Origin of the sequence: Myxococcus sp. CA033 (assembly GCF_013336625.1) — a bacterium.
GTDB classification, from domain to species: domain Bacteria; phylum Myxococcota; class Myxococcia; order Myxococcales; family Myxococcaceae; genus Myxococcus; species Myxococcus llanfairpwllgwyngyllgogerychwyrndrobwllllantysiliogogogochensis.
Genome location: NZ_JABUMU010000001.1, coordinates 810,158 through 823,605, shown reverse-complemented (window position 1 = coordinate 823,605; position 13,448 = coordinate 810,158). Strand labels below are relative to the sequence as shown.

The window sequence follows — 13,448 nt, the reverse complement described above, 5'->3', positions numbered from 1 at the left end:
ATGCGCGCGGAGGTACAGCTCACGGAGGTAGGGCGGGGCGAGGGGCCGAGGGTGCTCCTGCTGCCTGGATTGGGAGCCCGTGGCTCGGGCTTCCGTGCGCTCGCCGGAGTGTTGTCCTCGGTTGCCCGTCCCGTGCTCGTCGAGTACCCGGAGGGTGAGCATGCGGCCCTGGGCGCGGGAGCCCTGGCGCGGCAGGTCCTGCGGGCCGCGGGGCCGATGGACGCGGTGGTGGCCAGCTCGTTCGGAGGCATGGTGGCCGCGCACCTCGCGGCGGCCGGCGTGGTGCGGGGCGTGGCGTTCCTGGGGTCTTTCACGCGCACGGCGCACCTCGGCCCTCGCGGCCTGCTCATCGGGATGATGGGGCCCATCGCCCTGTGGGGTCGGCCCGGTGTGGTCGCCGCGGGGCTGGCGGCGTGGCGGCCCGTCCCCTTCGCCCGAGTCCCGGAGGTGGTGCCCACCACCGCGCTGGAGCGCCGCAGCACGTGGCATCGCGCGCTCGCCATTCACGGCGAAGCGCCTCCTCCCGAGCTGCGGCGGCTGGACGTCTCCTGTGTCTGCATCCAGGGCGACCGGGACATGCTGGTGCCGCCCTCCACGCTGACGAAGCTGGGGGAGTCGCTGCCTCCCGGGACGCCCCGGCACCTGCTGCGCGGGGCGGGACACGTGCCGTACTTCACCCACCCGGAGGCGTGCGCGGAGCTGCTCGGGCCGTGGCTGGCCGGACTGTCGTTCGCGCGGAGTGTGTCGGCGGCCTGACGCGGGGAGGGGCTCCTGTCCAGGGGTGGACGGAGTGAAAGGGGGATGTACGGGACGGCGGCCTGCCGCTACCGTGCGTCCCCGAATGCAGAACCGTTTCACGCGTGGTTTCGTCGTCTTCGTCGTCTTCTCCGCCGGGTTCGCGTGGGCCGCTCCATCCGCACAGGATGCCGGCTCCGTGTCCGACGACGTGCGCGCGGCCCCCGTGTTGCCGTCGGCTCCCGACGCGGCGGCTCCGGTGCCTCCCGTCGCCGAGCGGCCGCGCTCCGTGCTGCTGTTGGGCGACAGCCTCATCGCCACCGGCTTCGGGGACTACCTGCTGGCCAGGCTGGAGGCGCATCCGGAGATTCGCGCGTCGCGCCGCGCCCGGTCGTCCACGGGGCTGGCGCGTCCGGACTTCTTCGACTGGATGGAGGTGGGCGAGGAGGAAGTGAAGCGCCACCAGCCCGACGTGGTGGTGGTCATCCTTGGGGGCAATGATGGGCAGTCGCTGCTGGAGCGCAGCGGTGGCAAGCCGGTCCACTGGGGCAAGCCCGGGTGGGAGGACGCGTACCGTCGGCGCATCGACTCGTTCGCGAGCGTCATCGCCGCGCCGGGGCGGAAGATTGTCTGGCTGGAGCTGCCCGCGACGGGGCTGAAGCGCTTCGAGCAGAAGCTGAGCCTCATCCGGGGACTCCAGCGCGAGGTCATCAGCTCCCGCCCGGATGCGCGCTACGTCGACACGCGCGGGTACTTCACCGATGCGCACGGCAAGGCGCTGCTCCAGGCGCGCGTCGAGGGCTTCCGCAAGCCGATGAAGCTGCGCATGAGCGACGGCGTGCACTTCACCATCGCGGGCGGACGGTACTTCGCCAGCAAGGTGTACCCCGAGGTGCTCGGCGCGCTGGGGCTGCTTCGGGGCTAGCTGGCGACGCGCTAACACCCGCCTGTTGCCGCTCCCGTGAGGACCGAGCGCGGTGCCGCGCTGGTCCACCTTCCTGCAAGGGCGTTGCGGCGTTGCTGCGCACCCGCGAAGACCGAGCCCTACGCGGGTTCACCTTCCTGAAAGGACGTTGTGGCGTTGTCGCACACCCCGCGAGGACCGAGCGCTGCGCGACCACTGTGACGCCCGCGCGCGGCAACACCGCTGCGTTGCTGCGCACCCGCGAGGACCGAGCGCTGCGGGTCCACCTCCCCGCAAGGGTGTTGCCGCGACGACCGAGCGCGGTGCTGCGCCGGTCCACCCCTCGCGGAGGTGCGAGCCGAGGGGCCGCGAATACTCGCGGCGCCCAGGGCGTGCTGCTTCAGTGCGGCGCGAGCGCGGTGACGAGCCGATCCGCCTGCTCGCGGATGTTCTTGTCCTCGCTGGCCTGGGCGCGCCGGGCGTGGGTGACCGCCGTCGCCGCGTCGCTGTCCGCCAGCGCGAGCGCAAGGTTGAGGTTCAGGCCCGGGTCGTCCGGGTTCGCCTTCAGCGCCTCGGAGAGCACCTTCCGGGCGGCGTTGGCGCCTCCGGGCTTGGACAGGTGCAGCACGGAGAGGTCGTTGGCCGCGCCCACGTCGCCAGGAGCGAACGTCAGCGTCTCCTCCAGCAGCTTCTTCGCCTCCGCGTCATCGCCCAGCCTGCGCCGGACCTTGGCGAGCGCCACGCGCACCTGGGCATTGCCCGGGGCCTTCTCCAGCGCCTCGCGCAGGATGCGGTCGGCATCCTCGTTCTTGCCCGCCACGAAGGCGGACAGGCCATGCAGGTAGATGGCGTCCGCGCTCTCCGGCAGCTTCAGCCGCAGCTCGATGGCCGCGCGCATCGCCGCGTCGGGCGCCCCCGCGAAGAGGCACAGCGACGCGAACTCGCGGAACAGCGACGGCTCCGTGGGCTTGCGCAGGATGGCCTGCCGCAGCGTCACCAGCGCCGGACCAATCTGGCCCTGGAGCACCTGGACACGCGAGGCCAGCAGGAAGGGGAGGTGCTCGGTGCGAGTCGCCTCGGCCGCCTCCTGGTACGCCTTGAGCGCCGCGTCCAGGTTGCCCGTCCCCTGGTGCGCCTTGCCCAGGTACGTGAGCGTCTGGGCATTGCCCGGCTGCATCGCCAGCGCATGCTCCAGCGGGCTGACGGCCTGCGCGTACTTCTGGTGCGCGAGCAGCCCCCGGCCGTGGTTGAGCACCTCGAAGAATCCCGCCGTGGGCTGCGCGGCGAGGGCCGCGAGCAGCTCCAGCGCGCTCGCATCCCCCTTCTCGGCGTTCATTCGCGCCAGGTGGCTCAGCGCTTCGGGATGCGTGGGGTGGAGTGAGACCAGTTGGTCCAGGAGGCCGCGCGCCGCGTCCTCGTCGTGCTGCGCGAGGCGCAGACGCGCGAGGCCGAGCAGCGCGCTCGCGTCCTGGGGGTCCTGGTCGAGTGCGAGCTGGAACTCACGGGCCGCCTCTTTGAGGAGGCCCTGCTTCATCAGTCGCGCCGCGGAGGTAGCCAGCTTGGAGACGGCCATGGGTTCGCCAACTCTAGCCCAGCCCCGGGGGGCCAGGCATCGCCGGAATGCTCCGGATTCACATTACAGGCCGAGGAAGTCGCCAACGCCCTCGATGATGTCCTTGCCCTTGTTCACCGCGCCGGAGAAGACGTCGCCGGCCGCGTCGACCACCGCGCCACCCGCGTTGATGGCACCCTCGGCCACGTTCTCCAGGACCTCGCCACCCGCGGCGGCCGCCGTCTCACCCACGGCCTTCAGCACGTTGCCCGCGTTGACCGAGCCCTCGATGTCCACACCCAGGCCCAGGCCCGCGGTGGCCTCGACGCCCACGTCGAACTCCAGGTTGCCGTTGTTCAGCCCGACGTTGGCGTGCGCGTCGCCGCTGACACCCGCGCTGGCGCTGGCGGTGATGCTGCCGGAGGCCAGGGTGTCGCCCTCGTGCTTCAGCTCGATGGAGCCGGTGAGGCTCGCCTGGGCACCCGCGAAGCCCGACGCGGAGGCGTTGATGGACAGGTTGCCGTCCGTGCCCACGTGCAGGTCCAGGTTGATGTGGCCCTCGGCGCCAATCTTGCCCATGGCCTCCAGGTCCAGCTCCACCGAGTACTTCTCACCGGCGATCTCGAAGTCCACCGTCTTGGAGGCCCCGGCGCCCGCTTCCACCAGCGTGGCGTCGATGTCCACCGCGAGATTCACATCGATGCCGGACAGGCCCACGTCCGCGTCCACCTTGGCATCCGCCGTAAAGGTCGGCCCCTGCGCGTACGCGCGGGTGTCGATGCCACCAGGACCCTTGCCGGTCACCTCGGTCCGCGCGCCACCCGCCTCGAAGCTGGACTGGCCGCTGACCACGTTGCCGCGCGGCTGCTCCACGTTGCCCTGCGTCTGCGTGTCCACGCGCGAGTTGCGCTGCTGGGTGCCGTTCCGGGGCGCCTGCTCCTCGCGCACGGGCGGGGGCGGCTCACGACGCGGAGGGGGCGGAGGCGGGCGGTAGGCAATGCGCGGGGGGGACATGAAGGGCTCCGTCTGGATTTCCGCGACGCCCGAAGTGGCGCCATGTGCCTTCATTCTCTGAAACCCCGACTACGAGTTTCCTCGCATCCTTCATTTTTTGAGAATCCGTCCAAGGCTCCGCCCGGACGTGGAGTCGACTCGCACGGGAGGTGAATTCACTGCCGGGCCTGGGGCGCGGAATACCCACGCCTGTTTCTCTTCAATGAGAGTGGTGGGAGGAGCCCGGCTCGCCGCCGGACAGGGGCGAGGGGCCACCGGGGCGCAGCCGCCGCACGGCGCGCAGCAGGAGCTGCTCGTCGCGGGGGTTGGCGAGGAAGCCGCGGGCGCCGAGCTTGCGGGCCCGCTCGAAGCCCTCGTCGTCGGAGCTGCCGTGGACGATGAGGGCGCCTTCGATGTGGACCTCACCGGCCAGCAGTCCCTCCATGGCCTGGATGGGCGCGAGCACCACGTCGCCGGGGCCGGTATGCAGGACGTCCAGGGGCGTGGCGACGCGGGCCTGGTGTCCGTGGCGCGCCAACTGCCGGGAGATGAGGACGGCGGTGACGGGGGGCCAGCCATAGAGCAACAGAGGGCCCCCGGGGGCAGGCGCGGGGGTGGCGGCGGGCTCCGCGGGCCCCTCGATGCCGTACAGCTCCGACAGGGCGCGGGTGATGGCTGTGTCGGAGGCCACGTGTGCCTCGACGCGCGGCTTGCCGGTGATGGCGCGCACGGCGTCGACAGCTTCCAACGAGACGGGCGCGGGCAGGGCGATGTGGAGGACCTCGCGCTCGCCCTGCTCCAGCGGCACCAGCTCCACGCGCAGGGGCACGGCGCGGTGCTGCCGCGCGATGCGAGCGGGGAGGAGGTCCGCCATGCCGCGCTCGGGAGGCGTCAGGTCCAGGTCCACGGCCTCCACGCCGAGCTGGGCGGCGAGGCCGCGCAGCACATCCGCTTCCGAGCACACGCCCTCACGCACCAGGGCGCGTCCCAGGGGGACATGCGTCTCATGGTGGTGGACCAGTCCAACCCGGAGCTGGGCGCGGTTGAGCACTCCCATCTCCAGGAGGATTTCCCCGAGCGGACGCCTGGCACTGGATTCCATACACAGCAATCTTCACGCGGCAGCGCGCTTCGCGAGGCTCGAGCGCGGGTGCGCTTGCCCGCCCGCCCGGCCTTCAGCCTCGCGAGGGGAACACGCGCGCCCAGCTCTCCGGCTGGAAGCCCACGAGGACGGCGGTGGGCGTGACGAGCACGGGCCGCTTGACGAGCTTCCCGTCGGCGGCGAGCCACGTATGCAGCTCCGCGTCACTCGCCGCGTCGACCTTGGCCTTGCCGAGCGCGCGGTAGCTCAGCCCGCTGGTATTGAGCCACTTCCGGACGGACACACCGCTACGGGGTATCCACTGCGCCAGCTCCGCGACAGTGGGCGGACTGTCGACGATGGGACGCACGCGGTGGGACACGCCCTGGGCTTCCAGCCACTTCAGCGCCTTCTTGCAGGTGGAACAGCCCGAGTAGGAGAGGACGAGGACCTCGTTCGACATGGCGCGCGCTTCTAGCAGCCCGGGCGCGGTTTGCGAGCGGCCATGACGCCGTGCTAGCGCGCCGGGTATGGACACGTCCGCCTCCGAGTGTACGAAGCGCTTCCTCATGATGGTGCTGACCCTGGGGGTGCTCGCCACCGCCTGCTCGTCGACGCCGGAGAAGCCCGGAGTCGTCCCCGAGCCGGATGGCGGCACGTCGGGAGGAGGGGACGGAGGGCCCATCATCGAGGTGCCCGAGGACGGTGGGACGATTGTCACCGGCACCTTGTCCGGGACGCTGACGGAGGCGGGCTCTCCGTATCGCGTGCTCGGCGACGCGCAGGGTGTCGTCACCATCCCCAAGGGGCAGGTCCTCACGGTGCAGCCCGGCGTCATCCTCGACTTCAAGGGGCGCCCCGAGGTGACGGAGGCCGACGTGGAGGCGGGCGCGGCCGACAGCGTGATGAACCACCATGACGGGCGCGTGGAGGTGCGCGTGTACGGCGGCATCCAGGTGCGTGGCACGGCGGACAAGCCCGTGCTGCTCACCTCCACCAACCGCTACGGCTGGTGGGGGATGAACTTCTTCGGTGAGAACTCCGTGGGTGACGGAGACCCCGTCTTCGAGCACATGGTCTTCGAGAAGGTCCGCAAGAATGACTACAACGGCAACCGCGACAAGACGCGCGGCGCGCTGTGGGCCTACTACCCGGGGCCGGTGACGATTCGGCACTCGGTGTTCCGCGACAACATGGCGTCGGCCAAGTGTGGCGCGCTGGACTTGATGTTCACCGTGGGCTCGCGCGTGGAGGACACGCTGTTCGAGGGCAACCGCACGTCGGACATCGACCGCTTCGCGCAAGCAGGCACGTCGTCCATGGCGGGCGGCGGGGCGATGTGCGTGACGCACGGGCGCGACTCCGTGGTGCGAGGCAACACCTTCCGCGACAACGGCCTGGAGGCGTTCCGGGGCGCTGTCACGAGCTCGCTCGAGCCGCGCCCCATCCTCGCGTGGCCCAACTCCCAGAACACCTATGACCTGGGCGGAGGCGGCGTGCTGCACTACTTCCAGCCGAACAATGACCTGGTCGAGGACAACCTCTTCGAAGGCAACTTCGTGACGCAGGGCCCGGCCGCGGCCATCTACCTGGAGGACATGGGCACGCGCGCCCTCACGCTGCGCGGCAATCGCTTCCTGGAGAACCGCTCGGGCGCGGGCGGCGTGGTGGTGTGCAACCGGGGCAGCGGCGCGGTGGAGCTGGTGGTGGCCGCCGACAACGTCTTCACCGGCAATACCGCCAACGGGCGTCCGGCGCCGAACGTGTCGGGGGACTGCACCACGGCGGCGCAATAGCAGCGAGTCCCCTCACGTCACTGGGGAGGCTCCGTCCCGGTGAGTGTCTTCACCACGCGGCGGGCGGCGCGGCCCAGCCTCACGCCCGCGCGGTGGTGGAGCTTGGGCAGGAAGGCGTGGGTGGAGCCGCTCGAGGGCTTCAGGAGCTTGAGCTCGCCCCGGCGCAGCTCGCGCGAGGCCAGATGCTCGGGCAGCCACCCGTAGCCCAGGCCTTCCAGAATCGCCGCCTTCTTTGCCGCGAAGTCGTTGAGGTGCACCGTGGAGCGCATCTCCAGGGAGACGGTGCTGAGCTGGAGCCGGGGGTCGGAGCCGCGCACGGTGAGCAGCAGGTGCTCCGACAGCTCCTCTTCCTGGAGCGTCCCGCGCCTGCGCCGTGCCAGCGGATGGGAGCGGTGGGCCACCAGCAGCGCCTTCAGCTCCGGCAGCGCGTAGCTGCGCAGGCCTGGTAGCGAGGGCGGAAGCACGGACACCATGAGGTCCGCCTCGTCCCTCACGAAGGCCGCTTCCACTCCGGCCAGGAACTCCGACGACACATGGAAGCGCGTGCCGGCGCCCTCGGCTCGCAGCGCCTTCACCACGCGCAACAGGGGCTCGGCCGGGAAGACGCCGTCGAAGACGATGCGCAGCGTGGGCTCCCAGCCCGCGCGAATCTCCGCGCACGTCGCCTCCAGCTCCCGCTCCGCCGCGAGCAGCTTGCGACAGTGCTCCAGCACGCGCTCTCCCGCGGGCGTCAGCCGCGTCCGATAGCCGCGCCTGTCGAGCAGCTCCAGCTCCGTCTGTCCCTCCAGCGTGCGCAGGGTGTAGAGCACCGCCGTGTGCCCCTTTCCCAGCGCCTGCGCCGCGGCGGCGAACGTGCCGTGTCGGGCGAGGGCGTCCAGCGCACGGGCCTGCTCCAAGGTGACGTTCATCGCCCGCATTGTGCACGCCCCTGACAGTCAGCGCTGACCCACCGTCACAACTGCAACTGTGACGCAGTGCGGCTTACTTGTGTGATGGGTGCTGTTCTAGAGTCAACGCTCCACTCGACGGAGGGGTTTATGACGGGAAGGCTGAGTTGGGCCCTGGCAGCGGCGGTCGCATTGGGTTCCGCGGGCGCGAGCGCTCAGGAAGTCGCGACGTACAGCGCGCCGACGGGACTGGAAGTCACGGTCGGCCTCGGGTTTCAGGCGGGAGCGGGTTACGTCTACAAGAACGGTGCACGGTTGGACCGCACCGTGGGTGATGTGAAGTTGAGCGACGCCGCGAACGGCGCAGTGCCCTTCCTGGTGGAGGTGGGCTACCGCGTGACGCCGAACTGGTTCGTCGGCGCGTACGGCAGCTACTCGTACATCCTCACCAAGGAGAATCCGTACTCCTGCTTCGAGGGTTGGGAGTGCGCGGCCTCGCAGCTGCGCTTCGGTCCTCAGGTGCAGTATCACTTCTCGCCCACGGCCTCGTTCGACCCCTTCGTCGGCGTTGGCTTCGGCATGGTGCTCCTGAACAACGAGAACTCCGGCCCCACGCAGGTTCAGGTGGGACCTGGGGCGCCCGTCACGGCGAACCTGAAGCTGAAGAGCCAGACGCGTGGTCCCGAGTTCGTGAACGTCACCGTCGGCGGCAAGTGGCGCCTGGGGCACTCGCTGTCCTTCGGCCCCTACCTCACCGGCACCTACGCGCGTTACACGACGCGCTCGGGTGACACCACGCTGGCGCTGCCCGCGCCGCTGCCCACCACGACGACGCCGCTGGGCCCCGCCGAGGACGGTCCGTACGGTCTCATCATGCTGGGCATCCGAGGCAGCTGGAACATCTGAACCGTTGAGCTGTTGAACCGGGGGTCTGCTTCGGGCTGACCCCTGGTGTGACGCGGAGTGCCCAACGCTCCGCGTCGCCCCTTCCGCGAGGAAGAGGGCGGTCCTTCCGAGATGATTCAGGCCCGGCAGACGCGTCAGAGTACGGGCGGAGTCGTTCATCTCGATAGGAGTCGCCCATGATTCGGAAGTGGTGGAGTGGCGCGTGTGGTGTCGCGAGCGCGGTGGCCATCCTGGGAGCACTGCCCGCGAGTGCCCAAGCCCTGACGCCGCCTGACTGGCAACGACAGCTGGGAAGTACCGCGGACGAGCTGGCGCTGGCCGTCACCTCCGTGGGCGACGCCGTCTACATGGCGGGCCACACCGGCGGACAGCTCGGCTCCGAGGTGTCGTCGGGCGGTCAGGACCTCTTCGTTTCGAAGCACGGCGTGGACGGCACGCTTCGCTGGGTGCGGCAGCTGGGCACGGCGATGAATGACCGGGCGATTTCGGTGACGGCGGACCTGGCGGGCAACGTCTACGTCGCGGGCTACACGTGGGGCAGCTTCCTTCCGTACGTCAACGCGGGTGGCACGGACTTCTTCGTGCTGAAGCTCGACGCGAAGGGCGCGCTGGAGTGGGTGCAGCAGTTCGGCACGGAGACGGACGACTTCGCCACCGGCATCGCCGTCACGCGCCGCGCGGGACAGGACGGCCTCTTCGTCGCGGGCTATTCGCTGGGGCGCATCGACGGGACTCCCACGCCGGGCAACTACGACGTGGTGGTGGCCAAGTTCGACACGGGTGGCAACCCGTACTGGATGCGGCAGTTTGGCTCGGCGCGGAGCGACATTGCCCTGGGCGTGGCGGTGAGCCCGCGCGAGGACATCTACGTCGCGGGTTACACGCTGGGCAGCCTCGACGGTGTCACGGCGACGGGAAACACGGTGGACCTGTTCCTGGCGAAGTATGACGTGCTCGGGAAGGCGCAGTGGGTACGTCAGCTGGGCTCGGCGAGTGACGAGTACGGCACGGGGGTCGCCGTGGATGAAGACGGCGCGGCCTATGTGTCTGGCTACACCTTCGGTGCGCTCGACGGGAACGTCCGAGTGGGCACGTACGACGCGGTGCTGGTGAAGTATGACGAGGCGGGCACGCGGCAGTGGACGCGGCAGCCTGGTACGACGACCACGGACTATGGGCAAGGCGTCGCGGTGGGTGTGGATGGCACCGTGCACCTGGTGGGGCACACGTCGGGCGCGCTGGATGGCAACGTGTCACTGGGTGGCAGTGACGTGTTCCTGTCCACGTACGACAAAGCGGGCAACCCTCTTGGCACGCGTCAGGTGGGCTCCAGCACGTCGGACCGCGGGCAGGCCGTGGCCGTCGGCGACGACGGGGCCGCGTACGCGGTGGGCTACACCTGGGGCGCTCTGCCCGGGAGCGCCAGGGCGGGTGGCTACGACGCCATCCTCTTTCGCTTCTGAGTAAGGCCGAGCTGGCGCACTCTCGCCGGGGCGGGCGTCGCGACGCAGGTTCGCGGCACCTGCTTGCTTCGATGCGGAGGACCTTCGAGACGTCATGGTGAGCGGGTGTCGCGACGCAGGTTCGCGGCACCTGCGTGCTTCGATGCGGAAGACCTTCGAGCTCTCATGATGGGCGGGTGTCGCGAAGCAGGTGCGCGGCACCTGCTTGCTTCGATGCGGAGGACCTTCGAGACGTCATGGTGAGCGGGTGTCGCGACGCAGGTTCGCGGCGCCCGTTCGCTTCGCGGGAATGCGCTTTCACTCAGTCACTCGGGGCGAGGCGCGGGCACCGGCACCGGCGGGTGTCGAGGCGGTGGCCTTTCGAGCGCTCGCTGGGGACGGATGTCGGGCGGCAGGCGTCGACCCCCGCTCACGCCGAGGCGATGTACCTTTCAATCACGCGGAAGGGCGGACGAAGGAGCGGGGTGATGGAGTTCGATTCAAGCGCGCGGACGGGACGCTACAAACGGGCTGCCGCCGAGGCGGCGGTGGACCGGTTCTTCCTACCGGGGATGCGCGTGGGCCTGGGCACCGGGAGCACCGCGGCCTTCGCGGTGCGACGGCTGGCGACGCTGCGCGGACAGGGACACCTGCTCGATGTTCTCGGCGTCCCCACGTCACGCGCCACGCAGGCGCTGGCGTTGGAACTGGGAATCCCCCTCACCACGCTGGAGGAGCACCCCGAGTTGGACGTCACCATCGACGGCGCCGACGAGGTGGCGCCAGACCTGTCCGTCATCAAGGGGGGAGGCGGCGCGCTGCTGCGCGAGAAGATCGTCGCCCAGGCCAGTCGCCGCGTCGTCATCGTCGCGGACGTGGCGAAGCTGTCACCGAAGCTCGGCACCCACTGGCCCGTGCCGGTGGAAGTGCTGTCGTTCGGTTGGCGCTCGCAGCTGCGCTTCCTCGAGTCCCTTGGCGCTCGCGTGACACCGCGCAAGGGCGCCAACGATGCGCCTTTCGTCACGGACCAGGGCAACCTCGTCCTCGACTGCGCCTTCGGTCCCCTCGATGCACCTTCGACACTGGCCGAACGTCTGGGCGCGCGTGCGGGAATCGTCGGCCATGGCCTGTTCCTCGGCATCGCCACGGACCTGATGGTGGCGGGCCCCGGGGGCGTCGAACACCGCGTGCGCCCCACCTGAGTCGGCCCCTGGCATGCGGGGCCCGTGCGAGGGTGCCCATCCGCCCGCATGACGTGCTGGCGGTCGTGTGTCGCGTGGGTGGGCGAGTGTCGCGTGGGTCACGAGCGCTCCACCATTGGGGGCTCTCGCACGTGGGTCGCGCGACGTGGACGTAGGCGACTGTCGGGCGCGTTCGGCGGTGATTCTCGCGGACTTGGAAGAGCGTGGAGCGCGGCCCTCACATGGTGCGTCAAAAAGTGCGAAGGCCACGACAGCGCGCGCGGTTACACTCGGCTGCGTTCCAGCGCTTCAGAGGGGGTTTCCGGGGGCTGCTGGCTCAGAGGGTGCCTTTCGTATGCGAATCATCCGTTACTGCCTCCCCGCGGCACTGCTGTTGGTGACCGCCTCCTGCTCAGGCGACACATCTGGCGGAGACCCTCCCGAGGTGTCGGAGGCGTCCCCCGCGCGAGTGCGTCGCATCACCCGCGCCGAATACGACAACAGCGTCTACGGCATCGTGAAGAACCCCACGCTGGTGCCCATGGCGCAGCTCTTCGCGCCCGAGGACGCCATCCTCGGCTACACCACGCATGATCGCCTCCAGGTGACGCCGCTGCTCGCGGACCAGCTGGACTTCGCGGCGGAGCGGAACTGGGGTCCTGTCGCGGCCAACAACCTGGCCAGCGAGTACGCCTGCGCCGAGGGACAGAACGAAGAGGACTGCGCACGCTCCTTCATCCGCGCGCTGGGCGCTCGCGCCTTCCGTCGGCCGGTGACGGCCGAGGACGAGAAGGACCTGCTCGAGTTGTGGAAGGCGGTGCGCAAGGACACGGACCCGAAGAAGGCGGCCGAGTACGTCATCCAGGCGGTGCTCACGTCGGCGTCGTTCCTCTACCGCACGGAGCTGGGCGAGCCCGGTGGACCGGCGAACAGGGTGGTGTGGCTGACGCAGCAGGAGATCGCCACGGCGCTGGCGTTCGCCGTGACGGGTGCGCCTCCTGACGCGGAGCTGACCACCGCCGCCAGCTCGGGGAAGCTCAAGACGGCCGATGCGCGCGAGGCCCAGGCACGTCGCCTGCTGCAGACGGAAGCGTCCAAGAGGTACCTCCAGCGCTTCGTCATGGAGTGGCTCGGGCTGACCGGCCTGGAGAGCGTCAACAAGAACAACCAGGTGTTCCCGGACTTCAGCCAGATCTTCAAGCTCTCCGCGAGCGCGGAGACGACGACCTTCATCGACCACGTCCTCACCAACGAGGGTGGCTCCGTGAAGGAGCTGCTGGGCGCGAACTACACCTTCGCGAACGGCCTGATGTCGCTGTTCTACGGCACGTCGCAGACGTCAGATGGACGCATCGGCCGGGTTCCTCTGCCGGAAAACCGGGTGGGCATCCTCACGCATGCGAGCGTGCTGACGACGTACGCGCTGTTCGATTCCAGCTCGCCCATCCGTCGCGGCAAGTTCGTCCTCACGCGCCTTCTGTGCCGTGAAATTCCGCCGCCCCCGCCGTCCGTCATCATCATCCCGCCCGCCGTCAATCCGGACAGCACCACCCGCGCCCGCTTCGCCGCCCATACCGACAACCCCACCTGCGCGGGCTGCCATCGCCAGCTGGACCCCATCGGCTTCGGCATGGAGGACTACGACGGTCTGGGCAAGTACCGCACGACGGAGAACGGCCTGGACGTCGATGCCAGCGGCTCCGTCGAGCACGCCAACGGCAAGTTCACCTTCACGGGCGGCGCCGAACTCGCGCGCTGGCTCGCCAGCAGCGAGGACGTGGCCGACTGCGTGCCGCTGCAGCTCTTCCGCTACGTCATGGGGCGGGATGAGGACACCGTCGATGGGCCGATGCTCACCGACATGCGCTCGCGCTTCCGCGCGGACCCGAAGCTGAAGCTGGGCGATGCCCTCGTCGGCCTCGTCCGCTCACCGTATTTCGTCCACCGGCGCACCACTTCCCCCGAGTAGCC

The 13,448-nt window shown here is 69.9% G+C and carries 12 protein-coding genes; 7 read left to right on the top strand and 5 right to left on the bottom strand.

The features are described 5' to 3' along the window. Entirely contained in the window at positions 1-756 is a 756-nt protein-coding gene (locus HUA78_RS03165; protein WP_141645060.1) for an alpha/beta fold hydrolase, read from the top strand. Between the two features lie 85 nt (positions 757-841). After that, positions 842-1,660, top strand: coding sequence for a DUF459 domain-containing protein (locus HUA78_RS03160; RefSeq protein ID WP_174475627.1), 819 nt, complete (start codon positions 842-844; stop codon positions 1,658-1,660). A 379-nt stretch (positions 1,661-2,039) separates the two neighbouring features. Here HUA78_RS03160 and HUA78_RS03155 read toward each other — a convergent pair whose 3' ends face one another. From HUA78_RS03155 to HUA78_RS03140, 4 genes are all read right to left on the bottom strand, one after another. Then, entirely contained in the window at positions 2,040-3,212 is a 1,173-nt protein-coding gene (locus HUA78_RS03155; RefSeq protein ID WP_174467586.1) for a tetratricopeptide repeat protein, read from the bottom strand. Between the two features lie 63 nt (positions 3,213-3,275). Continuing rightward, positions 3,276-4,205, bottom strand: a complete 930-nt coding sequence (locus tag HUA78_RS03150; RefSeq protein WP_174453217.1) for a Circumsporozoite protein — start codon at positions 4,203-4,205, stop codon at positions 3,276-3,278. A 199-nt stretch (positions 4,206-4,404) separates the two neighbouring features. Further along, positions 4,405-5,286, bottom strand: coding sequence for a general secretion pathway protein GspE (locus HUA78_RS03145; protein ID WP_174453218.1), 882 nt, complete (start codon positions 5,284-5,286; stop codon positions 4,405-4,407). 73 nt (positions 5,287-5,359) lie between these two features. Next, entirely contained in the window at positions 5,360-5,728 is a 369-nt protein-coding gene (locus HUA78_RS03140) for a Spx/MgsR family RNA polymerase-binding regulatory protein (RefSeq protein WP_174453219.1), read from the bottom strand. A 67-nt stretch (positions 5,729-5,795) separates the two neighbouring features. Between HUA78_RS03140 and HUA78_RS03135 the strand changes: the two genes are divergently transcribed. Next, positions 5,796-7,061: a right-handed parallel beta-helix repeat-containing protein gene (locus HUA78_RS03135; protein WP_174475626.1), complete on the top strand. Its 1,266-nt coding sequence runs from the start codon at positions 5,796-5,798 to the stop codon at positions 7,059-7,061. A 17-nt stretch (positions 7,062-7,078) separates the two neighbouring features. On the opposite strand, the gene HUA78_RS03130 is transcribed toward HUA78_RS03135, so the two are convergent. Continuing rightward, complete coding sequence (locus HUA78_RS03130; RefSeq protein WP_246137871.1) at positions 7,079-7,969, bottom strand: LysR family transcriptional regulator; 891 nt, start codon at positions 7,967-7,969, stop codon at positions 7,079-7,081. 129 nt (positions 7,970-8,098) lie between these two features. On the opposite strand from HUA78_RS03130, the gene HUA78_RS03125 reads away from it, so the two are divergent. From HUA78_RS03125 to HUA78_RS03110, 4 genes are all read left to right on the top strand, one after another. Then, positions 8,099-8,854 (top strand): outer membrane beta-barrel protein, encoded by a 756-nt coding sequence (locus tag HUA78_RS03125; RefSeq protein ID WP_174453221.1) that lies wholly within the window; start codon positions 8,099-8,101, stop codon positions 8,852-8,854. Between the two features lie 176 nt (positions 8,855-9,030). After that, entirely contained in the window at positions 9,031-10,317 is a 1,287-nt protein-coding gene (locus tag HUA78_RS03120) for an SBBP repeat-containing protein (RefSeq protein ID WP_174461428.1), read from the top strand. A gap of 467 nt (positions 10,318-10,784) precedes the next feature. Then, positions 10,785-11,498: a ribose-5-phosphate isomerase RpiA gene (gene rpiA / locus HUA78_RS03115; RefSeq protein WP_174453223.1), complete on the top strand. Its 714-nt coding sequence runs from the start codon at positions 10,785-10,787 to the stop codon at positions 11,496-11,498. A gap of 334 nt (positions 11,499-11,832) precedes the next feature. Continuing rightward, a complete protein-coding gene (locus HUA78_RS03110; protein WP_174475625.1) occupies positions 11,833-13,446 on the top strand; it encodes a DUF1592 domain-containing protein in 1,614 nt (537 codons plus the stop codon). The last annotated feature ends 2 nt before the right edge of the window (positions 13,447-13,448 follow it).

Bases quoted from the DNA above. Each gene is read 5' to 3' on its own strand.
- HUA78_RS03140 (WP_174453219.1), bottom strand. From the start codon at position 5,728: ATGTCGAACGAGGTCCTCGTCCTCTCCTACTCGGGCTGTTCCACCTGC.
- HUA78_RS03130 (WP_246137871.1), bottom strand. From the start codon at position 7,969: ATGAACGTCACCTTGGAGCAGGCCCGTGCGCTGGACGCCCTCGCCCGA.
- HUA78_RS03155 (WP_174467586.1), bottom strand. From the start codon at position 3,212: ATGGCCGTCTCCAAGCTGGCTACCTCCGCGGCGCGACTGATGAAGCAG.
- HUA78_RS03120 (WP_174461428.1), top strand. From the start codon at position 9,031: ATGATTCGGAAGTGGTGGAGTGGCGCGTGTGGTGTCGCGAGCGCGGTG.
- HUA78_RS03150 (WP_174453217.1), bottom strand. From the start codon at position 4,205: ATGTCCCCCCCGCGCATTGCCTACCGCCCGCCTCCGCCCCCTCCGCGT.
- HUA78_RS03165 (WP_141645060.1), top strand. From the start codon at position 1: ATGCGCGCGGAGGTACAGCTCACGGAGGTAGGGCGGGGCGAGGGGCCG.
- HUA78_RS03125 (WP_174453221.1), top strand. From the start codon at position 8,099: ATGACGGGAAGGCTGAGTTGGGCCCTGGCAGCGGCGGTCGCATTGGGT.
- HUA78_RS03110 (WP_174475625.1), top strand. From the start codon at position 11,833: ATGCGAATCATCCGTTACTGCCTCCCCGCGGCACTGCTGTTGGTGACC.
- rpiA (WP_174453223.1), top strand. From the start codon at position 10,785: ATGGAGTTCGATTCAAGCGCGCGGACGGGACGCTACAAACGGGCTGCC.
- HUA78_RS03135 (WP_174475626.1), top strand. From the start codon at position 5,796: ATGGACACGTCCGCCTCCGAGTGTACGAAGCGCTTCCTCATGATGGTG.
- HUA78_RS03145 (WP_174453218.1), bottom strand. From the start codon at position 5,286: ATGGAATCCAGTGCCAGGCGTCCGCTCGGGGAAATCCTCCTGGAGATG.
- HUA78_RS03160 (WP_174475627.1), top strand. From the start codon at position 842: ATGCAGAACCGTTTCACGCGTGGTTTCGTCGTCTTCGTCGTCTTCTCC.